The organism is Pseudomonas ficuserectae (assembly GCF_024584585.1).
In the GTDB taxonomy this organism is placed as follows: domain Bacteria; phylum Pseudomonadota; class Gammaproteobacteria; order Pseudomonadales; family Pseudomonadaceae; genus Aquipseudomonas; species Aquipseudomonas amygdali.
Genome location: NZ_CP085686.1, coordinates 14362 through 37924 on the forward strand (window position 1 = coordinate 14362; position 23563 = coordinate 37924).

General features: G+C 52.3%; 20 protein-coding genes and 10 pseudogenes. 13 read left to right on the forward strand and 17 right to left on the reverse strand.

Translation table 11 applies throughout. The features are described 5' to 3' along the window. Positions 1-82: 82 nt before the first annotated feature. From LJU29_RS28405 to LJU29_RS28420, 4 genes and pseudogenes are all read right to left on the reverse strand, one after another. Positions 83-1027 carry a FitA-like ribbon-helix-helix domain-containing protein gene (locus LJU29_RS28405; protein ID WP_019332192.1) on the reverse strand — a complete coding sequence of 315 codons (945 nt, stop codon included), beginning with the start codon at positions 1025-1027 and terminating at the stop codon, positions 83-85. A gap of 230 nt (positions 1028-1257) precedes the next feature. Beyond that, complete coding sequence (locus LJU29_RS28410; protein WP_371321930.1) at positions 1258-1827, reverse strand: recombinase family protein; 570 nt, start codon at positions 1825-1827, stop codon at positions 1258-1260. Positions 1828-1867: 40 nt separating this feature from the next. Beyond that, positions 1868-2710 carry a DUF3800 domain-containing protein gene (locus tag LJU29_RS28415; protein ID WP_122322538.1) on the reverse strand — a complete coding sequence of 281 codons (843 nt, stop codon included), beginning with the start codon at positions 2708-2710 and terminating at the stop codon, positions 1868-1870. A 347-nt stretch (positions 2711-3057) separates the two neighbouring features. Continuing rightward, positions 3058-3309: pseudogene (locus LJU29_RS28420) on the reverse strand (transposase); the annotation flags it as partial. A 172-nt stretch (positions 3310-3481) separates the two neighbouring features. Between LJU29_RS28420 and LJU29_RS29445 the strand changes: the two are divergent. Continuing rightward, the gene (locus LJU29_RS29445; protein WP_306459411.1) at positions 3482-3778 is read left to right on the forward strand and encodes a hypothetical protein; all 297 of its coding nucleotides are present in this window, start codon (positions 3482-3484) and stop codon (positions 3776-3778) included. Between the two features lie 24 nt (positions 3779-3802). Here LJU29_RS29445 and LJU29_RS28425 read toward each other — a convergent pair. The 4 genes and pseudogenes from LJU29_RS28425 to LJU29_RS28440 form a co-directional block, all read right to left on the reverse strand. Continuing rightward, positions 3803-3916: pseudogene (locus LJU29_RS28425) on the reverse strand (recombinase family protein); the annotation flags it as partial. A gap of 19 nt (positions 3917-3935) precedes the next feature. Further along, the gene (locus LJU29_RS28430) at positions 3936-4223 is read right to left on the reverse strand and encodes a hypothetical protein (RefSeq protein ID WP_122322189.1); all 288 of its coding nucleotides are present in this window, start codon (positions 4221-4223) and stop codon (positions 3936-3938) included. Next, a complete protein-coding gene (locus LJU29_RS28435; protein WP_080719055.1) occupies positions 4220-4744 on the reverse strand; it encodes a DUF2778 domain-containing protein in 525 nt (174 codons plus the stop codon). Before LJU29_RS28435 ends, LJU29_RS28430 begins: the two co-directional genes overlap by 4 nt. Before the next feature lie 23 nt (positions 4745-4767). After that, positions 4768-5268: an Hcp family type VI secretion system effector gene (locus LJU29_RS28440; RefSeq protein ID WP_257113086.1), complete on the reverse strand. Its 501-nt coding sequence runs from the start codon at positions 5266-5268 to the stop codon at positions 4768-4770. Between the two features lie 423 nt (positions 5269-5691). On the opposite strand from LJU29_RS28440, the pseudogene LJU29_RS29450 reads away from it, so the two are divergent. Beyond that, positions 5692-5928, forward strand: a pseudogene (locus LJU29_RS29450) (hypothetical protein); the annotation flags it as partial. Here the strand turns inward: LJU29_RS29450 and LJU29_RS28445 are convergent. After that, positions 5926-6057, reverse strand: a pseudogene (locus tag LJU29_RS28445) (recombinase family protein); the annotation flags it as partial. The pseudogenes LJU29_RS29450 and LJU29_RS28445 sit on opposite strands and share 3 nt — an antisense overlap. Positions 6058-6375: 318 nt before the next feature. On the opposite strand from LJU29_RS28445, the pseudogene LJU29_RS28450 reads away from it, so the two are divergent. Beyond that, positions 6376-6642 (forward strand): annotated as a pseudogene (locus LJU29_RS28450) (transposase); the annotation flags it as partial. 180 nt (positions 6643-6822) lie between these two features. Here the strand turns inward: LJU29_RS28450 and LJU29_RS28455 are convergent. Beyond that, positions 6823-7400, reverse strand: a pseudogene (locus LJU29_RS28455) (transposase); the annotation flags it as partial. A gap of 352 nt (positions 7401-7752) precedes the next feature. Between LJU29_RS28455 and LJU29_RS28460 the strand changes: the two are divergent. Continuing rightward, positions 7753-8226 (forward strand): hypothetical protein, encoded by a 474-nt coding sequence (locus LJU29_RS28460; protein WP_257113087.1) that lies wholly within the window; start codon positions 7753-7755, stop codon positions 8224-8226. A gap of 616 nt (positions 8227-8842) precedes the next feature. On the opposite strand, the gene LJU29_RS28465 is transcribed toward LJU29_RS28460, so the two are convergent. Continuing rightward, positions 8843-10051, reverse strand: coding sequence for an IS91 family transposase (locus LJU29_RS28465; RefSeq protein WP_257113025.1), 1209 nt, complete (start codon positions 10049-10051; stop codon positions 8843-8845). Positions 10052-10425: 374 nt separating this feature from the next. Here LJU29_RS28465 and LJU29_RS28470 point away from each other — a divergent pair. After that, positions 10426-10809 (forward strand): annotated as a pseudogene (locus tag LJU29_RS28470) (methyl-accepting chemotaxis protein); the annotation flags it as partial. Between the two features lie 280 nt (positions 10810-11089). Here LJU29_RS28470 and LJU29_RS28475 read toward each other — a convergent pair. Beyond that, a pseudogene (locus tag LJU29_RS28475) lies at positions 11090-11563 on the reverse strand (IS3 family transposase); the annotation flags it as partial. Positions 11564-11896: 333 nt separating this feature from the next. Between LJU29_RS28475 and LJU29_RS28480 the strand changes: the two are divergent. Next, positions 11897-12535, forward strand: a complete 639-nt coding sequence (locus LJU29_RS28480; RefSeq protein WP_257113088.1) for an N-acyl amino acid synthase FeeM domain-containing protein — start codon at positions 11897-11899, stop codon at positions 12533-12535. A 155-nt stretch (positions 12536-12690) separates the two neighbouring features. On the opposite strand, the pseudogene LJU29_RS28485 reads toward LJU29_RS28480, so the two are convergent. The 3 genes and pseudogenes from LJU29_RS28485 to LJU29_RS28495 all read right to left on the reverse strand — a co-directional run. Then, a pseudogene (locus LJU29_RS28485) lies at positions 12691-13407 on the reverse strand (IS630 family transposase); the annotation flags it as partial. Positions 13408-13727: 320 nt separating this feature from the next. Continuing rightward, the gene (locus LJU29_RS28490; RefSeq protein ID WP_005759799.1) at positions 13728-13991 is read right to left on the reverse strand and encodes a bacteriocin immunity protein; all 264 of its coding nucleotides are present in this window, start codon (positions 13989-13991) and stop codon (positions 13728-13730) included. Then, positions 13991-15991: a pyocin-S2/colicin E7-DNase domain-containing protein gene (locus LJU29_RS28495; protein WP_257113090.1), complete on the reverse strand. Its 2001-nt coding sequence runs from the start codon at positions 15989-15991 to the stop codon at positions 13991-13993. Before LJU29_RS28495 ends, LJU29_RS28490 begins: the two co-directional genes overlap by 1 nt. 215 nt (positions 15992-16206) lie before the next feature. Between LJU29_RS28495 and LJU29_RS29975 the strand changes: the two are divergent. The 4 genes and pseudogenes from LJU29_RS29975 to LJU29_RS28510 form a co-directional block, all read left to right on the forward strand. Then, positions 16207-16317 (forward strand): annotated as a pseudogene (locus LJU29_RS29975) (TrfB-related DNA-binding protein); the annotation flags it as partial. A 459-nt stretch (positions 16318-16776) separates the two neighbouring features. Beyond that, on the forward strand, positions 16777-17154 hold the full coding sequence (locus LJU29_RS28500) for a hypothetical protein (RefSeq protein WP_007247501.1): 378 nt from the start codon (positions 16777-16779) through the stop codon (positions 17152-17154). A gap of 46 nt (positions 17155-17200) precedes the next feature. Next, positions 17201-18037, forward strand: a complete 837-nt coding sequence (locus LJU29_RS28505) for a DUF932 domain-containing protein (protein ID WP_257113092.1) — start codon at positions 17201-17203, stop codon at positions 18035-18037. 57 nt (positions 18038-18094) lie between these two features. After that, positions 18095-18283: a hypothetical protein gene (locus LJU29_RS28510; protein WP_007247499.1), complete on the forward strand. Its 189-nt coding sequence runs from the start codon at positions 18095-18097 to the stop codon at positions 18281-18283. A 73-nt stretch (positions 18284-18356) separates the two neighbouring features. Here LJU29_RS28510 and LJU29_RS28515 read toward each other — a convergent pair whose 3' ends face one another. Further along, positions 18357-18635: a mobilization protein gene (locus tag LJU29_RS28515; RefSeq protein WP_122320676.1), complete on the reverse strand. Its 279-nt coding sequence runs from the start codon at positions 18633-18635 to the stop codon at positions 18357-18359. Positions 18636-19087: 452 nt separating this feature from the next. On the opposite strand from LJU29_RS28515, the gene mobA reads away from it, so the two are divergent. Next, positions 19088-19417 carry a plasmid mobilization protein MobA gene (gene mobA, locus LJU29_RS28520; protein WP_003344297.1) on the forward strand — a complete coding sequence of 110 codons (330 nt, stop codon included), beginning with the start codon at positions 19088-19090 and terminating at the stop codon, positions 19415-19417. Positions 19418-19427: 10 nt separating this feature from the next. Beyond that, positions 19428-21383 carry a TraI/MobA(P) family conjugative relaxase gene (traI, locus tag LJU29_RS28525; RefSeq protein WP_257113096.1) on the forward strand — a complete coding sequence of 652 codons (1956 nt, stop codon included), beginning with the start codon at positions 19428-19430 and terminating at the stop codon, positions 21381-21383. A 571-nt stretch (positions 21384-21954) separates the two neighbouring features. Here traI and LJU29_RS28530 read toward each other — a convergent pair. Further along, positions 21955-22197, reverse strand: coding sequence for a hypothetical protein (locus LJU29_RS28530; protein WP_005748331.1), 243 nt, complete (start codon positions 22195-22197; stop codon positions 21955-21957). A gap of 480 nt (positions 22198-22677) precedes the next feature. Between LJU29_RS28530 and xopAF the strand changes: the two genes are divergently transcribed. Further along, positions 22678-23229 (forward strand): XopAF/AvrXv3 family type III secretion system effector, encoded by a 552-nt coding sequence (xopAF, locus tag LJU29_RS28535; RefSeq protein ID WP_306459412.1) that lies wholly within the window; start codon positions 22678-22680, stop codon positions 23227-23229. Positions 23230-23563 lie beyond the last annotated feature (334 nt).

The following is a 23563-nucleotide window of genomic DNA, read 5'->3' on the forward strand; positions in this document are numbered from 1 at the left end:
CAAAAATAGAAGCCTGTAAATACAGGCGCTCCAGCCCGGTTTCTCTCCTAAAAAAGGGCTTTTTCAGAGGGGTCTTAAATATTCACTCATTCATAGATATTGAGTTACTTTGTTCTTTCAAGCTAGAACGACGCTCAATCACATTGTGAATTCGCTCAGTCACGGAAGACCAGCCTGGCCAGTAATTTGCTTTTTTAAATTGACTGATATCCCAAAAGTCTTCCCACCAAGTACTTTTGTCAACTGTATTGATAACGTTTAGTGGGTGAGTATCCCCTGCCAGTAATTTGGAAAAAACATCTGGCTCAACGAGATAGCCAGAAATCCAGTTATTTTGTGCATTCCCGCCGGTCCAAGCTTTATACAATGCTTTCAAAACAAGACTAAGAGCCGCCAAGCTGGATTCCCCGCCAGCTCCTATAACCTCACTGATATGGTAAGGCGTCGAAAATGTTTGTACGTTCCAGTCTGAATACTGTTTTATGAAAAGAAATTGTCCAGTTTCGCTCATGCTGCGGACAAGATGGAGAGTAGGTATTTTGCCGTCATCAGTAGGCGCGAGGAGAAATTTTGCGCCCGCATTCGCTTCTTCAGGGATGCGAGAGTAGACAGCAGCGTACGGTTTACCCTCTCCGTGCACAAGCCAGTCTCTTTGGCACCCGAATAACAGGGACAGTTGAGTAAGCTCGTCAATTGATGGTTCGTTTTTCCCTAGAAACCAACCTTCCACTGGCTCTGCATAAGACCAGCCCAACGCCTCAGCGATCCGCGACGGCGAAACTTGTCGTGTTGGATAGAGCTTTTCAAGTTCCCTTTTAAGGAGGCTAAGACGCAGCACTAGCTCCGCTAATCGCGAAGACTGCTCTATCTTCTCAGTGATAGGCTTTACCCAAGCTTTTAGGGCCTGCCGGGCCTCTGCTTCAAGAGACCGATCATGCTGTTCTGCAAGGCCGTTGAGCGCTATAAGAACCTCTGGCGGCAGGCTACGGACGGTAATCTTACCGCTGGGACTTTCATTCGAGAACATAGGCTAGCTCCATTGTTTTATGGCCAGCCAACATGCTAAACGGAATGACCTCAAAATGCATCATTCTGTTTTTCTGTACATATAAACAGCTATTTCGGCTGTATCTCACCCTCGTACTGCTCCAGCCAGACCAGCTGTCTTACGCCTGATTTTCTTGCACAGACGGGCCTGGTTCTCAGTCCGGAGGGTGCTGTTGAGGAACAAGCACCTAAAATACGCAGCCTAACCGACTAACGTTGCGCCAGCTCGTCGCGGACCTTCATGACGGTCGTAGTTGAACACGCAGCGTGCCTCGCTACTGCGCGGATCCCGAAACCTGCAGCCAGCAGCTCACGCACTCGGTTACGCAGCTCTGCGTCTACAGGTCTGCCTTTGTAGACGCCTGAAGCTTTTGCCTTCTCAATCCCTTGTGCCTGGCGCAGTCTTCTTTGTTGATAGTCCTTCCTGGCGATGGCGGCCATCATATCGATCATCATGTAGTTGATGGCCGCCAGCATGCGGTCGGTGAACTCGTCCCCCGACTGGGCCGTCATGCCTTGATGACTGGTAGGCAGATCCACAGAGACGATCCGTATGCCTCGGTTATCGATTGCTGTTTTGAGGGATCGCCAAGCCTGGTCATCCATCCGCGACAGCCGATCGATGCTTTCCACCAGCAGCACGTCACCTCGGCGAGCATCTTTGAGTAATCGAATTAATTCCGGGCGGTCGGCATGGCTGCCACTGGCATTTTCCATGTAGCACGATGCGATGGCCTTGCCGTAGCCGGAGACGGGGAGCCTAGAGAATTCGGACAAAATCGTACGCTAAGGTTTAACAACCTGCCGTAGCGGCCTGAATTTAATGATCGCCCGCAAGGGCACCGTCTGCATCTGGCATGGCCTCTCCGGCCAGTTCGGCGGGTATCTCAGCGGTCTTTTGGTGTTCCAAGCCACTGCCAGGCATGGTGACCTTGGCGATACGAGCCGAGAAATACTTATCGAAAGGCTCCAACTCCGAAAATTCATCAGGCGCAAGGAACAAAGCTGTCAGACGGCCTATAAGGCCGCAGATCCAGTCGGCACACTGGATGGTTTGGAACAGGTGACTTTCAGCCTGGATTGGCGGTTCGATGAGTGTCCTGCACTTCTCTGAAGCATCCTCGAACATAGCCAATGTGCAGACCTCCACGTTGGTCTCTCGCCATTCGTTACCAGCGCGTTGTTCATCGAGCATTAGCATGAAGGTTGACCCGCTCTGCGCGCAGAATCGGTCGATTTTGCGCACAGATTGCAAGAGCTGCCGCTTGAACGTCTCGGTGGAGTTGTGGGCGTCAGGGTCCGTGGTCTTATGCTCGCCCGTGTAGAACACGTGGCCGCCGATTTTTTCGATGTGGTTCAAGAGGCGGAACGTTGAGCGACGGAGCTGCTCATATTTGGTGACGTTCCGGAGCGCATAGAGCTGAGAGCCCTTTTTTTCCCACTGGTAGGCAGGCAGGTTTTTAGGGTTCTCGTTTGCGAGATCCCAAGCCAAGAGCTGGCATTTCAGCTTGTAGAAATAGATCGCGAATTCGCGGATTTCGGAAGCCGGCAGCATCAGGCCGGCAAACCCGAAAGCGGGATGGGTTTTGTACTTTGGGTGGTTGCGTGAGACGTATTGGCCGACGTGCCCGAATTCGTCAAGGTACGCGACGTAGTGCGTCATAGCTACCGGATTCCTTGCCCCAAAAACACGAAAACCCGCAGCTTTCGCTAGGCGGGTCTCGGAAGGTAGGCACGAAAGCAAGCTCTCATGCGTTAAGTACAATCATACGCAAGGTGACGCTTGTGTCAACCTGTTTTGTTGACACACCGTGAGCCTCAGTGAGGCAGCATCAGGATGAGTTGTCAGGTTAGAGTGTACCTCAACCCGGCGTCAGGCCGCTCACGGGCACACCGTCAGATTAGGGCGGTTTTCTGTATTTCCTGACGGATCACCGTCAACGTTTATGACCTCAACCTGACAGGATTCACGTTAGCGTACGATTTTTTCCGTTTTCTCTATTCGCCCCAATGAGCCTCTTCGCACAACCGACGTTCGGAGCGAATACCGTAGCAGTAGCCCACCACCAACAGGCGAATCATCAGTTCGGGATCAATCGATGGACGCCCGATTGGGCTATAGAAATCGGCGAGATAATGGCGCAGATCGCTGAGATCGAGGCATCGATCAATGCTGCGCAGGAGGTGATTGGCTGGGATGTGATCTTCAATGTTGAACGAGTAAAACAGCCGCTCCTGCCCACTCGATAACTGTCCCATCATGCTGCGTATTCTCCCGCTGGCCGATGGAGTGATTTTGCCCCAAGCCAAACAGGAGAGCTACTTTTTCAACAGAATCGGTCGATAGCGGACCCCCAGGACTGAAACAGAGCCTGATAATAGACTTGGCAAGATTGCTGAGCCGCTGCACAGCCAAAGCACTAAGGGACATTCCATGAACGCAATTGCTACCCCTGTCATGGGGTTCATAACCTGTACTGAGCCGCTTCAGGCCAAAGGCAATGGGTATGACTATCCCATCCTGGTTCGGATCGAATTCGAGCGACAGTCAGATGATTCAGTCCAATTGATTTCCCGTGGAGGGAACACAGGAACACTGATCACAAATGCTCGAAGGGTGAATATCTCAAGCAACGAATGGGACAACCGCCCGTATGACCCCCTTGATAGCCTCGTCCTGACCCGGTGGGCTTTTTCAAAAGCGGGCTGGGTGCTTCGTGACGATGAGTAGGTCAGTGCCATTGGCCATGACCGACTAACGTTGCGCCAGCTCGTCGCGGACCTTCATGACGGTCGTAGTTGAACATGCAGCGTGCCTCGCTACTGAGCGGATTCCGAGACCTGCAGCCAGCAGCTCACGCACTCGGTTAGCTGGACCTGCGGCCAGCTTAGTGTACGCTCTTGCTCTTCATTCTAGTCCAGAGCTTTGACAACAACCAACCTGATAAAGTGACCGAGAGTGAAGACAGAATAAATACTACGCTCATGATTAGCGTTTCTCCTTCTTCGGCACCAGCCACGTTAAAAAAGTGACGAAGCGCTATGTATAGGGCTTCGCCATTTGAAGTATCGAGCCCTGCTTGAACTATTCCGCTAGTAAAAGCAGTTCGTGTTACAAGAAGTGCAACAAAGAATAGTGCAAGAATTTTTATGATTGCTTTAATAGCGCGCATCATTTCTTCCTTGGATCGATCACGTCTAGGATTCCATAGTATTTTTGTCCAGAGCCTGGAATACGTCCGCCATCCATGTTGCGTAGATAAATACTTAGCTGCTCAAATGCAATTTTAGATGGCATTGTAACACATCCCTCGCTCAAGCCTGCCACCCCAACGGGGTGTAACCTAAAGTTTACTCGAGTAACATTATCAATAGTTGTTTCGTCATCAACGTGTCCATCGTCGCGATAAAGTGAAAACCAATCGCTCCGATCAGTGCGTGCAATAAAATCTTTTATAGGATCTCTCAGCCAGCCTAGTCTTCCACCGCTTTCCCTATCAAGAATATAATAACGCCCTGGCGGCAACGGACCTTTATCACTGTTACTGACTGCGGAAGGATCATTGGCGAAATTAGTAGATCCAGAAAATGCATCGTAGCTTTCATTATTGCTACACTTCAGCTGGCTGGTAGCATGACCAGTCAGCTCAAATGTGCAATAGGCAACCTTATTAGTGTCAATGGTTGGGGAGGCCATGGGGAAACTCTCCTTATGTCGCTTTAGGCATATACTTTGTTAGCGATACCGTCCCAACCACCCACGACCTGACCACCGCTCTGACCATCTGCACGCTTTTGTTGTATGTATGTCATTTGCATACGTCCATAATTCAGACGCACCGTCTCTGTTGGAAAGCCACCTTCAACGTTACCGTTTCCGTTGAGCGACACGGAAGAAATAATTACTTCTTCTAGTTTTATTTCCAAGTACTTGAATTTGTCTGTCCCAGCACGATTGACTGCGATAGTTACCTCTTTGAAGTGTTTCCCACTGCAACACGCTTCGTGAAGTTTCGGCGTTGACTTGTCTACGGTTTTACGAAAGAACAGATCGCTCATACGGGCACGCCCACCCGTGGCTCCGCCAGCGCTGGTGGCAGTGGCTGACGCAGATTGGCTTGCGCCCACGTCGAAATCTTCCATTTCGATCCAGTCCTTGAACTGGGCGTCAAGTGCTTCGCCGGGAATGCCTTCTATTTTTAAGTATGCATCAAAAGCCATATTTGATTCCTTCCATGTTAGTGAAAAACCACTGTAGATTTGACCACGGCCCGATTGCTTCAGGTATCGCAAAACGCGAAGCAGATGGCTAAAGTATACCCTTTATTCCCTGGGCCTGTACTTAGTGTGCTGTCTCAAAATTAAATTCTCTCATGTCTGAGAGGTCATCGCTTCACGGGCTCGCTATATCTTGAGGCATAGGAATTTCAAAATGCCTATGCATCAAGCTGACGCTATGAAGGAAGCTGATGCTACGTGGTTGATCGAAAGCGCTTATATCCAATGGGCCGCTGCAGAGCCAAAGGGCTAAGGAGACGCTGATTTATTCTAAAGCACAGCTGTTGCCTCCTGATAAATCCAGGCCTCCAGAGCGTTGCCGGGACGAAAAATCGAATAAATCAGCGGCTCCCTAAGGGACATTCTATGAACGCGATTGCTACCCCCGCCATGGGGTTTATAACCTGTACTGAGCCGCTTCAGGCCAAAGGCAATGGGTATGACTATCCCATCCTGGTTCGGATCGAATTCGAGCGACAGTCAGATGATTCAGTCCAATTGATTTCCCGGGGAGGGCACACAGGAAAACTGATCAAAAATGCTAGAAGGGTGAATATCTCAAGCCACGACTGGGACAACCGCCCGTATGACCCCCTTGATACCACTGGCATTTTCCATGTAGCACGATGCGATGGCCTTGCCGTAGCCGGAGACAAACGTTTCCAAATAATCGCGCGCTCGACTTGCGTCCTGGTCATCGGTCGATGCTCGAAGGTATGCACGAATGAACATCAGTAGATCCGTCTCATTTTGGGTGTAGTCTAATAATTGTATCAAATTGGGTGTGCTTTAAGTCCGCAAAGCTGAAATCTGGTCGTGCTGATTTTCGTGCCACTTGGGGTATACCCAAAAGTGACGATATAGAAAGGTTACATGTGGTGACATTTTTTGTTCAGCGCTAGCGTGCTATTTTGGATACACCATAAGTTGACATGTGTATCGGTGGCTAGAAGCGACGCACTCGTCGCTGCAGTCTTTTGGAGCGTTAGGGAATCTCCGAACAAGTCTCAAATATGCGAAAATCGCCTGACCACCTGATCTGAGCCGCCCATGAGCCAAATGAGCTTTTCCGACGTTGAGTACGCTGGCAAACGCAAGCAAACCCGCCGCGAGCGTTTCCTTGCCGAAATGGATCAGGTTGTACCCTGGAAAGGTCTGCTGGGACTGATCGAGCCGTTCTACCCCAAGGCCGGTGGCGGTCGAAAACCCTACCCGCTGGAAACTATGTTGCGCATTCACCTGTTGCAAAACTGGTTCTCCCTGAGCGATCCAGCCATGGAAGAAGCGCTCTACGAAATCACGCCCATGCGCCAGTTCATGCATAGGAATTTCAAAATGCCTATGCATCAGGCTGACGCTATGACGGAGGCGTCATGCCTTCATAGCGATGCGTAGTAAGACGCTGAGGCGTTACATATGCAGTGAAAATCCCTATCAGAAAGCGTTAATGCAGGTTATTTCACCGCGAAGCCTAGGTGCGGACGCACCTTCCCCCTGTCAGGGCTTCACGTACCTCATCTGCGCGATCGCCTGAGCGTTGAGGACCAGTCCCTGCACCGTCAGCCCGCTGATTGCCGCCGTGTATACCATCCGCGCGCCACACAGCACGCAACGGAACGGATCGACGTTTAGAAAGGCTTTGGCCATCTGCACAAAATACAGCTTCGGTGTCGGTCTGGCGTCGCCATCTTCAATGCTTCATACACCTTCGGCAGGTATTTCCCACACACCCGATTGGCCAGAAAACCAAAATACCGGATCATCCGGAAATGCTTCTCCGGGATGTGCTGCACCACCCGGCGCAGCATGTCGGCCTGGCTCAGCGTTTCCTGCTGATAGGTCTGCGTGCGGTGATCCAGGTAGGTAAAGCTCAACGTGGCTCCGGAGGTGTAATGCGCCAGACGACTGCCCGAGATGGGCGGTTTTTTCAGGTAGCGGCCCAGGTAATTGACGGTCTTTCGCCCGTTTTCCGTCTTCTTCGACAAGTGGATGTGCCAGTGCTGGCCGCCAGCGGTCAGTATCAGACGGTGCCAGTCGCTTTCACAGAGGATGTGGGCCAGCGGCGGCGGCATCGTCAATTGCGGGGTGATAGAGAAAACGGACAAAATCGTACGTTAAGCATTCGAGCTATCAGGTTGAGAGCATATAGATAGACGCCTCGGCGTCAAAAAATGCAGAAAACGGCCCTAGTCTGACGCGGTGCTAGTGAGCAGCCTGACGCCGGGTTGAGGTGTACTTCAACGGACACGCTTAAAAACCATAAGTCGTTGAAAAGTTTTGTGATCTTGCTAAAAACCTGACCGCAAACGATGGCCTAACGTACGATTTTTTCCGAATTCTGCGGGCTCCCCGTTCCGGCTTCCCCCCTGACCGGAACGACTTTGCAAAAAGCGGGTAAAATGCCGGAACATTGACAGGGGAGGTCGCGTGACCGGAATTCTCAAACTTAAGCCGAACCAGGTGATTGAGCACCCCAACGGCGGGGTTATATTCGGCGTGATTCCGGCCATTGACCGTCTAGACGCTATTGAAGCCTTGATATACCTGAAGGCCGGTATGCATCGCGTGATGGCTGGACGTCCGGCAGCAGGCTATGGAGTGAAACATATTTGGGAAGGTAAGAAAAAGGAGCTGCGGAACCGGGGCTGTACGAAAGTGGATGACGTACCACGTTTCGTTTCGGATCTGATCGTCTTGGGAACTGAGATCTATCACGATGAGGCTCATCCCCGTGCAGATATGAAGCGCATCACGCTGTTGAGAACTCAAGACGGTACGCTGTTGCTGGAGCCGCTGGCGGAAGACCGCTATTTAGGCTTTCACTATTCGGTAGTGACTTGGACGCCGCGAACACAACCTAAGGGCATCCAGGTGGGTACAATCGAGAAAAAATGGGCATAAAAAAACGGCCCATGGGCCGCTTTTATTTTGATTTATGAGGCATAGTCGCAGCAATTCTTTAGCTTTGAGACTCGTTTCCGTGTCTCTTGGGTCAGAATTCAACCGAGTCAAACAGCCATACGAAGGTGGCCTATCGATTGTCCCTACGTCAGTGAGTACCAGTTTCACTGCTGCCGAAAGTTCGGGGGGCCATTACTGGAAAGCCAGTCCCAAAAATGCGCGTTTGCAGTCCTCAGTGATCATTTTTGAGCAAGATGACACGCGTGTCAACTCATATCCTATGTCATTCCTTGTATCGCATCTGCTAAACGCGAGCCTGGGGGTTTTCAATTACAAGCCGCTACGCCTATTCCCGACTCTCACACCTACTCAGGTGTGTCAGCCAGCCCCCCAAAAAAACTGCAACAATCTGTGATGGCTTTGATGCTGGCGCTTGATGCATAGGAATTTCAAAATGCCTATGCATCAGGCTGACGCTATGACGGAGGCGTCATGCCTTCATAGCGATGCGTAGTAAGACGCTGAGGCGTTACATATGCAGTGAAAATCCCTATCAGAAAGCGTTAATGCAGGTTATTTCACCGCGAAGCCTAGGTGCGGACGCACCTTCCCCCTGTCAGGGCTTCACGTACCTCATCTGCGCGATCGCCTGAGCGTTGAGGACCAGTCCCTGCACCGTCAGCCCGCTGATTGCCGCCGTGTATACCATCCGCGCGCCACACAGCACGCAACGGAACGGATCGACGTTTAGAAAGGCTTTGGCCATCTGCACAAAATACAGCTTCGGTGTCGGTCCTGGCGTCGCCATCTTCAATGCTTCATACACCTTCGGCAGGTATTTCCCACACACCCGATTGGCCAGAAAACCAAAATACCGGATCATCCGGAAATGCTTTTCCGGGATGTGCTGCACCACCCGGCGCAGCATGTCGGCCTGGCTCAGCGTTTCCTGCTGATAGGTCTGCGTGCGGTGATCCAGGTAGGTAAAGCTCAACGTGGCTCCGGAGGTGTAATGCGCCAGACGACTGCCCGAGATGGGCGGTTTTTTCAGGTAGCGGCCCAGGTAATTGACGGTCTTTCGCCCGTTTTCCGTCTTCTTCGACAAGTGGATGTGCCAGTGCTGGCCGCCAGCGGTCAGTATCAGACGGTGCCAGTCGCTTTCACAGAGGATGTGGGCCAGCGGCGGCGGCATCGTCAATTGCGAAAGCGGCTGTCCCAGCAGGTAATCGCGCACCAGCCACATCCAGCGCCGCCGCAGGGCCTCTTTGTGGAACGACAGATTTTTCCAGACGCCCTGCTCATCCAGGCCGCCCGCGGTCACCGACAGGTGGACGTGGGGATGCCAGTTGAGCCGCCGGCCATAGGTGTGCAGCGCACCGAAAATCCCGACGCGCAAACCGCGCCGCCTGGCGGTGTAGATCAGGTTATCGGCCGCCAGACGAAACAGCGCATCGAGCAGCCAGCGGTTGTAGAAGAACAGGGACCACAGCGTGTCGGGCAGCGTGAACACCAGATGCTGCCAGGGGCAGTCGGGCAGACGGTTGTTTTGCACGGCGATCCACTGGTCGGTGGCCTTTTTGCCGCAGGAAGGACAGGCCCGGCAATGGCAGGTGTTGCACAGGTATTTGACGTGTGGGCAATGCTCATTGGCGCAGGTGTAGTGTTTGACGCCCAGTATCGAGGTGCCGCAGGCGAGCATTTTGCTGATCGACTCCACTTCGATTTGGCGCAGACCGCCGGCCTCCAGCAAATCTGCCCAGCAGCCGTTGGCCGTGAAGAGGTTTTTGAGCGGTCGAGGTTTGTAAGCAGGCGGTGCAGAGGCCACGTCAGCAGGGCGGCTCCTCATCGTGGTGAATGACGGCGGTGATGGCGAATCCGCCTGGCCCTTCTCTCATCGAAACGCTTACGCAAGAAGCGTCGGGAAACATGTCGTTCAGATACGTTGTCTGGCAGCAACTACAAAGATCGACATCACCCAAAGGATCGATATCGAAGAAAAAGTCGGTATCGGGAACGAAGGTGGTATGCCCGGCGCGTTGGAGACGGGTCTGCTTTGCCTTGGCTTTTGCCCGGCTCGCCCGTTTACGTTTTTTGGTCTCTGACGCCATGTGTAAGCCTGTGCTGAGGAGGGATCGACTCGATTTCGGCTATGATAACCGATTTCAAAATCCCACAATTTGCAGCCGCAGGCTGCCCAGTTCACTTGCTCAGCGTACGCAAGACTCCACCAAGGAAATCGAAACGCTGATCCTTGCTTTGCAGCAAGGTACGCAAGCCGCCGCCACCCTGATGGTATCCAGCCGCGAACGCACATTGGGCACTGTTGAACTGGCGCAAAAGGCCGAGCAGGCAATCACCCAAATCAACCACTCTATCGGCACGATTCAGGAAATGAGCCTGCAAATATCAACTGCCGCAGAGCAACAAAGTGCCGTAGCTGAAGAAATCAATCGCAGCATTCTCAGTGTTCGTGATGTGGCCGATCAGTCCGCGTTAGCGAGCGAGCAAAGCGCAACGGCGACGATTGAGCTGGCGTCCCTGGGGCAAGATTTGCAAAAAATGACTTCACACTTCAAGACGTAAAACGCAAGCGTGCTTAGCGCAGTTGCCTGGCGAGCAAGCGGGAAGAAGGACTTTCCCGCAACCGGCAACTGCCCTTAAGCACTCATACTCGATCTGCTCGGGATAAAGGCCTTTGCGGCGGCAATACTCGCCCAGGTCGATCTCGGGCAGATCCGCTCACACGACACAGAGACAAAGGCTTTGCCTGCCCCGGGAAGGCTGGAAGAAAGCAAAAAGATTCCCAGACGAGCAAACCTTAAGGAATGTCTAGTCCTGAAATAGGTTTACACCTGTTTCACGCTCAAAATGCCCGATGCACCGCATCGGGCGTTTTGTATTTCAGGGATGAGTGTGGCCGCTCCCCATTGTAGATCTGCGCTGATTCATCAACCATTTTCACTGCATCTGCCAAGTCTTTAGGCCGATGGAGTAGAAACTCAGTCTTCAAAATCCCGTTTACTCGCTCGGCCATAGCGTTCTGATAGCAGTCATAGCCATCCGTCATCGAGCACCGGATTCCATGCCTGGTATGCAGCTGCTGATAGAGATCGGAACAGTACTGGGCGCCGCGATCTGAATGATGAATCAGCATCTGATCGGTTTTTCGCTCTCCTACCGCTTTTTCCAGTGCCTTTATCACCGATTGGGTATGCAGGCTTTCATGCACGTAATGGCCAACGATCTTGCGTGAGTACGCATCTGTCACAAGGCTCACGTGGGCCACGCTTTCCTGCGTAGGCAGGTAGGTTATGTCTGCAACCCAGACCTGTTCTGGGTCCATGGTTCCGGCCCTGCTTTGGGCAGGTTTTTGAGCGGTCGAGGTGTGTACTGCACGCTGCTCCATCAAGATGGAACTTTTTCTTGCCCAGTTGCCACTAGTTGTCCTGCAGGCCAGTATACGTTAGTTGGGTATCAACAGAGCGGGTTCACATGGGGCTTATTCTGGTGGGCACACAGAGTCTGAACCAGCGCGAGCCACCCTAGCAACGTGAGCCCTAGTTGGTTTTGCTGTTTTTTAAACGAACCCTTGCCAACCCTCAAGATGGGGTGACGGAAATATCTGGGGTTCCGGCGTACAACGTCAATAACGAATGATTAATCGCAATTTATGAAAAACATATTTTCTGGCATAACCGTCCGGCTCTCTGAATCACTTCAAGACAAGAAAGTTGTGCATGAGTTGAGAATCAATGCATACGCAAAATATGAGTTGAGCAACAATGGTAAACGCATGGGATTCGATGCTACGGACGAATATCCTTGGGTAGATTCGCTCATTGCATTCCAAAAGAATGAGCCGATTGGCACAATGCGGATCATTCGAGCCAACAGAGACACGATTGATAGGCTGCTGGGCTATGAGCTCTGGAAAGATCATATAGATCAATGCATCTCGAATTCCAGCCCGAACATTCTGGAGTTCAGTAGGTTCGCCATCACGGGTGGGGGGAATTTCCCAATTGCTGCTTGTGCACTTCTTAAAGCAACAATGGCGATACAAACCATTGAGAATATTGATTTTGTCACCGGTGAGGTGCGTGCTAATCATGCTGGTTTCTATAAAAAATTCATAGGTATGGTTGTTTCTGAAGAAGTTAGGACTGACCCCAACCTTCAAGTTGACTACAGTCTTCTAACTGGCTATTCGAAATCAGTAATTGGAAAGCTTCAACAACGAAAACCGTGGATGGTGCCGACTCGAGCTGATATCGACTCTTGGAAGCAAGTCGCCTCAATTTCTTGGTGAACTCAATATATCTTGCGGTTGCCGAAGCCAATACAGGGCTGAAAAATGGATTACTCGGGTGTTAAGGTGTGGCTGCCGAACATAGCAACGTTCCTGCTTTTGGGCAGTATCGGCTGCACCATCCCTTTGTTATCAAGATCCTTGGAAGATTCAGGCTTGAGAAAGGCCAACCACTCTTGATGCCGGTGCTGACGCTCGATGCTGCTGATCAATTTTCCTTGGAGGTAATCCAGTGCGGCGAATAACGTGACCGTGCCATGACGGGTGTAATCATGGGATTTAGTCTGGATATGACCGATGCCCAAAGGCAAACCCGGCTGTGTTCGCTCCAACGCCTGAACCTGGCTTTTCTCATCACAGCACAACACTAAAGCCTTATCCGGTGGGGCCAGATAAAGCCCGATCACATCCCAGAATTTCTCCTCAAACTGCGGATCGTTGGACAACTTGAATGTGCGCGTCAGGTGGGGCTTTAAATCATTGGCAGCCCACAGCTTATGGACGGTGGTCGAGGAAATACCCGCCGCCTTTGCCATGCTCCGACAGCTCCAGCGTGGTTCTCCGATGCGAGGACGGGTGACCTGTTCCAGGACACGGCGAACTGTCTCGGCAGGCAAAGATGACTTGCGTCCACGCCCAGGTTCGTCGACCAGTCCGTCCAGTCGACGAGCCTGGAAACGCTGGCACCAGAGCGTGATCGTTGGGCAGGAAAAGCCCGTCAAACGTGCAATGTTGTCTCGGGTTTCGCCTTCGGCAGCCAGCAGGATTATGCGTGCTCGACGACCCTCTCGCTGAGGTATGGTGGCAGAGCGAACGCGTCGTTTGAGTTCGATCGTTTCTTCAAGGCTAAGCGTGATGTCCAGAGCGCTCACGATAAGCTCTCCACGGCTGGGATGACATCTGAAGTGTAGCCGAAAATAACGAAAAGATATTTCGCGAACAGCACACTAGGGAGCCGCTGATTTATTCGATTTTTCGTCCCTGCAACGCTCTGGAGGCCTTGATTTATCAGGGGGCAACAGCTGTGCTTTAGAATAAATCAGCGTCTCCCTAACAAAAAACCAGTCACCGAAGTTTACTCGGTAACTGGGTTCAATTGACTTAAGGAACCGCGGATTTATTCCGTTTTCACTCCGTCAAGCCTCACGCCTTGATTTATAGGGAGCAATAAATAAATCAGCACTTACTTAAGCTAAGCTGTTTTGAAGCCTGGCTTACCGTTGGCGGATCGCCACTCTTTTACCTTATTAATAATTTTCTCAGGCGTGCTATCTGCATCTGAAGAAGCATAATAAATAAGGTCAGTGCCTTCAGGATGCTCGGTAATTTTTTCGAAATGCGCCAAGAGTATGTCTAGTTGGTCATCTGTCTTGGCGACGTTCTCTTTAAATATTTCCTTCATGAACTCCAAAAACTCAGACTCTGTGTATTCTGCAATACTATTTTTAAGGTCCATTATTTTACTCCTTTATGGATTTCTATATGACGCTTAGGCGTCAATACTCGCATATTGTCAACATTATAAACATCTCCATTTTTTGCCACCTCATCAATGTGATGAATCTCAAAAGATGAACGTTTACCCACTGTATCAGTTTTTCTAGACTTAGCAGCTTTACCAGTGATCATGCGATCTCTATTTGGGGTAATAAATTGCTTGGCAAGCTCTGGATCATTGACTACAGTTTTCCAGAAGTTCTCCCGAAAGTCTCTGAAGTTCTTGAACTCCTTGCCGCGAAGCTGATCAGCAATCTGCGATGGAATGGGAGCCCCTTCACCTAGCGATGCAGCCCCTAGCCAGATCCCCGATACAGGTTGACCGACACCTGTTGCAACGCCCGGATCTTCTCGCCGATCCCGGAACATCGTATAGATGGGTGGTAAACCAGAGTCTGCCGGAAAAACCGTAATGAAATCATCAAAACTGGCTTCTGAAACAGCCGGGAATGCATCTATCCTCCCTTCAACGGGCGTTACTGCAGCCCCCGTATACACGGGTGGAGCTGGCTGTTCAGCAGGCGATGTTGTTGAGCTATTCCCAGGACTGACAATCGGTGTCCAAGTCAATATCCTGGGTGGTACATCTCCCGTCGTCACGCTATAGGTGTTCTGCTCTACATCAAGAACAGCTGATACCACTCTTACTTTCGACGATGCTGTCAAAGCATCGGTCTTGACAACAAAAACTTCAGACTGCCCATCTGCTGCTGTTTTAGAGCTAAGTCGAAATGGCAAATCAACAGTACCACCAGATGCCGCAATCGCTGGCAAGTCTTTACCCAGCTCAGGCGTCAGATCCGACAATGGTGTGTTGAAAGCATAACGCTCAGGTAACTCTCCGTTAGCCAGTTTGGGTGAATAGACCAAAGCTGACACGCCGACCAAAAGCCCCGAAGCCGTACCAGCGGCTAAATTAGTTAGCGCGGCAACAGCGGAGCGGATAGCTGCTTGCAAGGTAACTGTCGCCGCTTCGATAACGGCAATCGTTCCCGCAGCCGTCATGATAACGGGAGCGGTAGCCGAAAGCGGGCCAGGCGCACGGAATGTATTAGCTGTCCGAACAGCCTCTGCAGCAATACGAGCCTGCTCTTCGGCAATGCGTTTGGCTTCCGCAGCTGCTGCTTCATCAGCTAAGCGTTTGGCTTCCGCAGCTGCTGCTTCATCAGCTAAGCGTTTGGCTTCCGCAGCCGCTGCTTCATCAGCCAAGCGTTTGGCTTCTGCAGCCGCTGCTTCATCAGCCAAGCGTTTGGCCTCTGCAGCCGCTGCCTCATCAGCCAAGCGTTTAGCTTCTGCCTCTGCAGCAATGCGAGCATCCTCTTCAGCCTGCGCCGTAGCCACGGTCTGTAAAAGTGCAGCTGACTTTTCCGTGAGTATTCGGATCTTCTCCTCAATAATTTTCGCAGCATAGGCGGCGGTAGCTGACGCTTCCCAACTTTTGAAAACCTCGAGCGGGGTGCCACGATCTTGTCTTGATTGAAAGATATTTACAAAATCTACTGCGCTTTTTTTAATTTCTACTGCCAACACATTTCTGCCAAAAAAAGCGCTGGCTGCTGCGTTGGCATTTGCCAGTTCTGCAGTGTTCTGCGTGATCAGGTTATCCACCACACTTTTTTCAGTTTTGGCCTTTTCAAGTGCGGATAAAGGATTGGGCCCGACTGCAGCAGCAATTTCTGCGTCAATGTCTGCCGGTAATTGCGGCAAATAGGCCGTAAAGGCTTGCTCAATGTTTCGTTGAGTAGTGGCTACCGTTGCCACCACAGAAATCGTGTACTGCTCACCTTTAATTCCTTGCTGACTAAAGAACTTATCAATTTCAGCGTCTGCAGGCACTTTACCGTCCCATGGCAGCGGCTTGGCAATCACACCACCTCCTGGAATAGGACCTGGAGGCTGAGGCAGTGGTGGATCAGGCGTAACGATGATAGGGGGCAGTGTAATCTCGTTCTGTGACATGTCTTTCTCCTTAATTTGTGCGTCACCTTGCAAAATCTCACTCTCAGAACTGATGGTATCGAGGCATGAGATAGCTGTATATATATACAGTAAAAATGACGATCGTCAACTCAGAGATCTATAGGCTTCGCATATCTGAAGACGGCGCAGGCAAAAAAGTGAAGTGGCGTAAACGGAGTTTGATCGTCAATACGTTGGGCCTGCTCGTGCTGCTACTAGAGGGTGTCCCGGCTGATTGGGTCAATGTCGAAGCCTGGCTGCCCCCTGCAGTTGCAGGTGATGTTCTGGCATTAGCTCAATCACTCAGATCTGCTCAATCGCAATAGGAGAGGAGTGCCCTGGCTGTTTGGGCCTCGGTGCAGCTCGATCGTTGACAACCTCTGACGTGCGTTCCCTTCGCTGCGCTCAGGGCCGGGCTTTCGTGCTGCGCATCGAGCCAGGCCATGAAGCCGGCCCGTCTCGCCCCTTCGGGCTTCAATCCTCGCCGGCAAGCCGGCTCTAACGCCTCCGGCCTCTCGGCCTGCGCGCTCCGCTTGCCGTCGCTGCCTGTACTTCCCGTATCACCTGCAGGCTTTGCTGCGCACCTTTCGCCGTGCGCTTGACGGTAGATCGAGCGCGGCACCTGACAAGGGTTCGGCTGCGCCCGCGACACTCCCCCGTTCAGACTCGCTTCGCTCCCTTAGCTGCGGCCTCGCATCGCGCCCTTGTCACGCACCTATGCGCCCGATCGACCTAAGCGCATCGGCGAAAGGCACTCAGCTAAGCCAGCACAGAGGTGAGACGAAATGAACAGGCAAGCAAAGCAACAGCTGATGAAGCGCTTCACAAGCGGTCAGGTCGAGATCTGCAAAAAGCTGCTGAAACTGAGTCGCCAGGTACACAAGTTCAATGCCCGCGTCGAGTTCCTGGTGCTGACGTTCAAGCATGACCTGGTAGACGCCGTAGTCCGGTATGAACTTTGGGACAACGGTTTCGAAGGCCTGGGCGAACGCCAGTTCGACAACTGCTTTGAAATGGGTGACTCGGCCGAGGTGATCGCCGAGCTAATCACCACAGCGCGTCGTGAAGGTTTCGTGGAAAAAATTCAGACCTGGTGCGGCAATGAATCGTTTGCCCGCTGGTGCAGCTACGCCGACCGCCAGGGCGACCTTTTCGCCGCTTAACCCCGCTTGCGCCCGTCAGGCCGGGCGCTACACCAGGAGAAAAAATATGCGTATGTCCAGCAACTTCCGTAACCCATGCATGATCCGCAGTGACGTCCCACTGAGCAACGATCAGATCGCCCACTATGTGCCTTCCATCTTCGCCGAAGAAGCGCACGACAGCAGGTCGGCACGTTATCTGTATATCCCGACCGTGCAGGTACTTGATGCGCTACGCGCCGAAGGATTTGAACCATTCATGGCCTGTCAGACACGCGTGCGTGACCAGGGCAAACGTGAGCACACCAAGCACATGCTGCGCCTGCGCCATGCGAGCCAGATCCTGGACCAGGAAGCCAACGAAATCATCCTTCTCAACAGCCACGATGGCAGCAGCAGCTATCAGATGATTGGAGGCAAATTCCGTTTCGTGTGTGCAAATGGACTGGTACTGGGAGACGTTGCCGCTGACCAGAAAGTGCGCCATAGCGGCCGTGGTGATGTGGTAAATGGCGTGATCGAAGGCGCCTTCGAAGTGTTGAAGCATTTCGAACAGATCGACCACATAACCGCTGACATGAAGCATCAACAATTAGACCAGGACGAGCAAGAGGCCTTTGCATTGGCTGCCCTGGCTTATCGCTACGATCCGGCAGAAGGACCTGCGCCTGTTACCCCGTCCCAGTTGCTCATGCCACGCCGTCGGGAGGACCGTAGCGGCGACCTTTGGACCACCTTCAATCGAGTTCAGGAAAACACCATAAAAGGCGGTTTGACCGGGCGCAACAAGCAAGGCCGACGCACGACAACGAGGGCAGTTAATGGCATTGATCAGGATGTGAAATTGAATCGCGCACTGTGGGTGCTCGCACAGGCTCTGCAAAGCCGTCAGCTCGCCGCCTAATCTCAAGCCCGGACATGATCTGTCCGGGCACACCACACCCTAACGGAGGAGAACACCATGGGCCCGTATATCGTAACCTGGACCATGTACAGCGAAAACCCCGGCGACCACAAGGCAGCCGCCCAGGAAGTAGCGGAGCGATATTTTCAAGAACGCATTGCAGCAGGAGAGCCCGATACGGCTTGTACGTTCGTTGTAACAAACAGCAAAGGCGAATCGAAACAAATCGACCTAGCAGCGCATTAACTGACGAAAATTGCAGAAAAGAAGCCCCACGATGTGGGGTTTTTTTTTGCTCATTTTTTAACGTAAGCGGACGTTAAGCCGTCTGCGCTTTAACGCGAGGGACAGCGCGTTTGCGAGAAGACGTCAATTCAGTAATTTCCTTGGCAGTCACATTCAAGCCCACGTCAGCAAGCGCTTGCTTGACCTCGATGACTGTGTAGCCTTTCGCTGCGCATAGCTTAACTATTTCCGCTTTCAGTGATTGAAGCACTTCCGCCTGGCTCAGCTTGTCCTGGCTCAGGTCTGGAAGCTCAGCGAGTTTCTGGCGTGCGGCTTCCAACTCTTTTTGGGTAAACGTCTTTTGCTTCGCCATTGCGCGATTCCGAATGATATTGATCGATACCCAGCACCCGATCATAGGGCAGGGCGCCCGTTAGTCGTCGAGGATATCAGGAAGCGGTCAATCGATGACAGTGTGGTTTTGCATGCTCAGGCAGATTGTGGTGGGGCAATTAGACGAGCCAACCCTCTAAGGGCCGTTTCCTGCCGGTCAAAGCATGGCCGCCCGTATGAGCTGTGAGGATCGCCTGAACGCATCGAAAACCCCAACCAGCCACCACCGCAGCCGCTTCTCTGCTTTGGCCCTAGGCGGTCTTGAGCCAAAATGGTAGTCTACAGGCTGAATCCAGATCATAAGATATGACTGGAAATGTTTTGTACGGACGGCCCGCACGCGGTCCATCCGACAAAACCCGGATCAGGGCTCCGCCCCGACACCCCGACACCCCGACAGCGTCATTCAGTTAGTTAAGGTTGAGTCAGAGCATGTCGAAAAGCACAGCGCGTCAAGCAACGGTGAGGATCGAAATTCGTTGCACTGAAGAGGATGCAGCCTTGATTCGCGAAAAAGCGCTGGCTGCCGAGATATCTGTTTCAGATCTGATGCGTCGTGCTGCGCTGAATCGCAAAATCAAGACACCGACTGACAAGAAGCTAATGGCCGCGTTGCTACAGCTCGGAGGCTTGCAAAAGCATCTGTTCAACCAGATGCAGGACAGCATGACAACTGATCTGAGCAAGCAATTCTCTGACGTGTTGGTCGCCATCCGAAATGCCGTCAATGCCATCGATCTGTCCCAGACTCGCATCAAGTAGCCCATCAGCCATGAACGTCATCATCCCCCCGAAACGCGGCGATAAGGGCTCCAGCTTCAACCGGCTGGTGAGCTACATCAGCGACCGTGGGGACAAGCCCAAAGATGATGATCTAGTCAGCGCTGCGCCTCGCCAGAATGCTTCGCGCACCAAGAAAGCGATGTTCGATCGGCTTGTCGATTATGCGGATCGAAATGATGGTGACAACCGTGCTGTCGTAATCACCGACGTGTTCCCCGATGGCCGTCAGCGCTTGATCAGTGGAGGCATTTCTTGCGAGACAAACTGCTTCTCCTGGGAGACATCGGCGGCGGAAATGAACATGGTTGCCGCCCAGAGTCGTCGCTGCCAAGACCCGGTCTATCACTTCATCTTGTCGTGGCGTGAAAACGAACTGCCTACTGATGCGCAGATATTCGAATGCGCCGAACACTGCATTCGTCAGCTGGGCATGGAAGGGCATCAGTACGTCACCGCTATTCACCAGGACACCGACAATACGCACTGTCATGTAGCCGTGAACCGAGTCAATCCTATTACCTACAAAGCCGCCGCCTTGTGGAATGATGCTGACACGTTGCAGAAAAGCTGCCGAGTCCTCGAACGCAAATACGGATTCATTCAGGACAATGGGAGTTGGCAGTGGGGTGTCAACGACCAATTGGTCCGTGCGCCTTTTCGGTATGGCAGTGCTCCGCAAGGGACTGTGCCATTGCAGGTCTATTCCAACACCGAGAGTCTCTATCATTACGCTGTGCGTGAGGTGCGCGAAAAAATATCTGAGCTTATCGAATCGCGAGAGATTACCTGGCGTCAAATCCATCTGGCCCTGCATGAGCGTGGCTTGGGATTGAGGGAGCAAGGCGAAGGTTTGGTGATCTATGATTTCTTGCGCCCCGAGGGTCCTGTGGTCAAGGCTTCTTCGGTTCATCCAACGCTGACCAAGTTTCGATTGGAGGCCCACATAGGCCCGTTTGAAGGACCACCCACCTTCGAACATGAAGAATGGAGCTATGGTATTTCTTCCTATTACCAGCCTGCATTTGAACTCCGAGATAAAGACGTGCGTTTCGATCGCCGGCAGGCGAGAGCTGAGGCTCGGCTGGACTTAAAAATGCGCTACAAACGCTATCGTGAAGGATGGGAAAAACCTGATCTTCATGTCAAGGATCGATACCAGCAAGTGGCTGCTCGGTACCAGGCAATGAAGGCGGACGTCAAACGCTCTCAGCACGATCCTTTGCTTCGCAAGTTGCTGTATCGAGTTGCCGAGTTCGACCGGATGAAAGCCATGGCTGAGTTGCGCATCGAGCTTCGTGATGAGCGGCAAGCGCTTGCCGAAAAGGGCTTGCTTCGTCCGCTTGCATACCGTCCCTGGGTCGAGCAGCAAGCTCTCAGAGGAGACGTTGCGGCTGTCAGTCAACTGCGTGGATTTGTGTATCGAGAAAAGCGGAAGGAGCGCACTCCGGACGGTGGGTTTGATCGTCTGATCCAATGCGGCCAGGCAGATGATTCTGCTGTCTATCACCTGCGCTCTTACACGTCACATTTGCATCGTGACGGCACTGTCGAATATCTGCGCGATGGCAGGGCGGGTGTGATCGACCGTGGCGATTTCGTCCACGTAAAACCGGGGTTCAATGACGACGATGAGTTGGACAATTATCGGCTGGCCGCCAACCTGGTATCCACGAAAAGCGGTGACGCTGTGAGGATCATTGGTGATGACCAGTTCGTAGACCAGGTGCTTGATGCGGGATGTGGCGTCAACCATCGCGGAAGTCAGTATGTGTTCCAAGTGACCGATCCAGAACAGTTGGTGCGCTACGACGTGATCGAGAGGGATCACCGTCAGTATTACGGCTACGACGAGCCGGAGGTGAGTACACACTCCCCAGCTCGGCATGACCCGATGGATGACGTCCCCGATGATGATTACCAGCCTCCAAGGCCGTTCGTTGGTTGAGGCGAGCCATCAGAAATGGCCAGGACTTACATTCGAAATGTACGACCGTGTCTTGAGAAGGAGGGCTTTTAATGGTCAGGCGCTGGTCACGAGGTTATCGCCATAGGGGAATACCGATAAAGTAATAGTTTAGAAGCCAGGGTAGGCCCACGATATCCACCATCTGGATCAGTAGGTGTAACGGCCTGCAATCGAAATGGCCTCGACCTGCAATCATCGCGTTTTTCGACCGGGATTGATTGCGTCTATCCGGCACCGCGAACCAGCATTGACTGCAAACGAACCTGCGTCCAGCCACTTCGACCTGCAATCGAGCGCAACCGACCAGGATTAAATGCGACTGAAAAACCGATGATTTAGCGTTCATCAAACAGTGGTCTTCAGGAGCTGGGCTAAGTGCACATTCTGTTTCGTTACTCCCAAACCCTGAGTTCCAGAGCACCATTGCTCAGATAAATCCGCTTCAGCCATCACCCGACCCGTCATCAAGAAGCAGGCCAGTAACAAATACTTTAATTTCATTTTCGATCCCTCTAGTGATATCGGCGCATGCAGTCAGTCAGAATTTCCGTTAACTAGTTGGGTCACTCATGTTGCATTCAGTGACGTGGTAGATCCGCTCCCCGGTCGGCAGGGCCTTGTCATCGAGGACTTCTGCAATCCGCCACTCACGGCAGTCAGAATCACCGCATTCGGACATGCAGCCGTCCGGTTGCGCCCCGTCCGCTGTTGGGATCAGCTTCACCAGATACGGGGGCTCGCCTTCATCGTCCTGCACCTGAACAACGTCCCCGAACGCTCTGCGTTTGCTCATGCTCATTACCTTTGTATGGAACCGAATCCATCTCGAGGGCCACTCAAGTACCGCAATCTAGCAGTTGCAAAAAGCGCGAGCCGAGCAACCTGCAATTTGAGCTGGTCGCAAATATCGTAAGCTGTGATGCAGTTAATCTGAGCCAACTGCACCGGATACACGCAAATAATCTGAGCCGAAAAAGGCGCTGATTGCGAGCAGGCGTGTTTTCAAACGCGAGCCGCTACAACTACTTTGCCGCTAGCGAGACAATAGTCAAAGGGTTTTGTTAGCCGTTCTTGGTTCGGATTCTTGCAGATAAATTCGCGGCCCTCTGGGCAGGTGCAGCGGTCGCTGCGTATACTTTTCACGGACATCAAAAAGGTGAGCGTCATGGCAAATAATATAACTCGCTATTCATATAACCCGACTAATTTCCCCCAGCTGGAACAAATGTCTGCCCGTGAGAATCAATCCGAGCGCAGCCACTCAAGCACACCTATGAAAGATCGCAGTCATGAGGAAGCCTTCCCGGCACGTCTAGCTTCAGCTCGGATCAGACGGCCCTCTGGAACAAGTGAGGAATTTTTGTTGAATCGAAACAAGCCAATCAAGGGCGTTGGCTACTCAACCTCCTCCACCGCAACAGCGTCCACCGGAACCTCGAAGCCAGGCGTCCTGTGTATGACTGACGGTCTGGATCTTTGCGTAGGGGTTGCGGTAGGCGGGGAAAATCCTTCGCAAAACAAGGGAAAAGCGCGCATTTTCCACGTCATGCCGGAAAATCGCAGAGCGCAGTGGCAAATCAAAAGCTATATCGATGAGCTCCGCTCACAAGGATATTCGCCCAAGGCAGCAATTCACGGGGGCGACAGCAGTTCACGCGCCAGCGTTTCAAAAGTTGACGCTATTCAGGCAACTCTTGGGGCAATGGATGTTCCGGTCGAATTCAGTCGCACTGGGGCGGGTGCAAGCAACGGCAATGGTCCGCTGGGAGCAGTTGTGGAAGAAAATGGGACCGTAAGGTTTGTGACAGCTCTTGTTAAGGGCTAATAACAAAACCCAGGAAGAAGTCGTAAGCAGATGATGGTGTCATTCTCAGAATGACGACTGCACGGAATGTCAGGAGTCGGCTGCACTAGTTGTAACGACCTGCAATCGAAATGGCACCGACCTGCAATATTGCGTCTATCCGAGCCAGCAGACCGAGATTATTTGCGAATGAACCTGCATTCATCTGATCCGACCTGCAATCGACCGTCATGAACCGGAATTGACTGCGAGTGAGCGCACGCTGTTTCTGTCTCATTCGAGTACACCCTTGCGGGACGCGTGTCTGAGGCGTTTTTGATGTCTCAATAGGGTTGATTTTCATTTTTGATATAGT

Excerpts from the sequence above, each read along its gene's own strand:
- LJU29_RS28415 (WP_122322538.1), bottom strand. The coding sequence starts at position 2,710 with ATGACGCACTACGTCGCGTACCTTGACGAATTCGGGCACGTCGGCCAA.
- LJU29_RS28505 (WP_257113092.1), top strand. The coding sequence starts at position 17,201 with ATGCGTATGTCCAGCAACTTCCGTAACCCATGCATGATCCGCAGTGAC.
- LJU29_RS28515 (WP_122320676.1), bottom strand. The coding sequence starts at position 18,635 with ATGGCGAAGCAAAAGACGTTTACCCAAAAAGAGTTGGAAGCCGCACGC.
- LJU29_RS28405 (WP_019332192.1), bottom strand. The coding sequence starts at position 1,027 with ATGTTCTCGAATGAAAGTCCCAGCGGTAAGATTACCGTCCGTAGCCTG.
- LJU29_RS28530 (WP_005748331.1), bottom strand. The coding sequence starts at position 22,197 with ATGAGCAAACGCAGAGCGTTCGGGGACGTTGTTCAGGTGCAGGACGAT.
- LJU29_RS28440 (WP_257113086.1), bottom strand. The coding sequence starts at position 5,268 with ATGGCTTTTGATGCATACTTAAAAATAGAAGGCATTCCCGGCGAAGCA.
- xopAF (WP_306459412.1), top strand. The coding sequence starts at position 22,678 with ATGAAAGATCGCAGTCATGAGGAAGCCTTCCCGGCACGTCTAGCTTCA.
- LJU29_RS29445 (WP_306459411.1), top strand. The coding sequence starts at position 3,482 with ATGAACGCAATTGCTACCCCTGTCATGGGGTTCATAACCTGTACTGAG.
- traI (WP_257113096.1), top strand. The coding sequence starts at position 19,428 with ATGAACGTCATCATCCCCCCGAAACGCGGCGATAAGGGCTCCAGCTTC.
- LJU29_RS28480 (WP_257113088.1), top strand. The coding sequence starts at position 11,897 with ATGAAAAACATATTTTCTGGCATAACCGTCCGGCTCTCTGAATCACTT.
- LJU29_RS28435 (WP_080719055.1), bottom strand. The coding sequence starts at position 4,744 with ATGGCCTCCCCAACCATTGACACTAATAAGGTTGCCTATTGCACATTT.
- LJU29_RS28490 (WP_005759799.1), bottom strand. The coding sequence starts at position 13,991 with ATGGACCTTAAAAATAGTATTGCAGAATACACAGAGTCTGAGTTTTTG.
- LJU29_RS28430 (WP_122322189.1), bottom strand. The coding sequence starts at position 4,223 with ATGATGCGCGCTATTAAAGCAATCATAAAAATTCTTGCACTATTCTTT.
- mobA (WP_003344297.1), top strand. The coding sequence starts at position 19,088 with ATGTCGAAAAGCACAGCGCGTCAAGCAACGGTGAGGATCGAAATTCGT.
- LJU29_RS28500 (WP_007247501.1), top strand. The coding sequence starts at position 16,777 with ATGAACAGGCAAGCAAAGCAACAGCTGATGAAGCGCTTCACAAGCGGT.
- LJU29_RS28510 (WP_007247499.1), top strand. The coding sequence starts at position 18,095 with ATGGGCCCGTATATCGTAACCTGGACCATGTACAGCGAAAACCCCGGC.
- LJU29_RS28495 (WP_257113090.1), bottom strand. The coding sequence starts at position 15,991 with ATGTCACAGAACGAGATTACACTGCCCCCTATCATCGTTACGCCTGAT.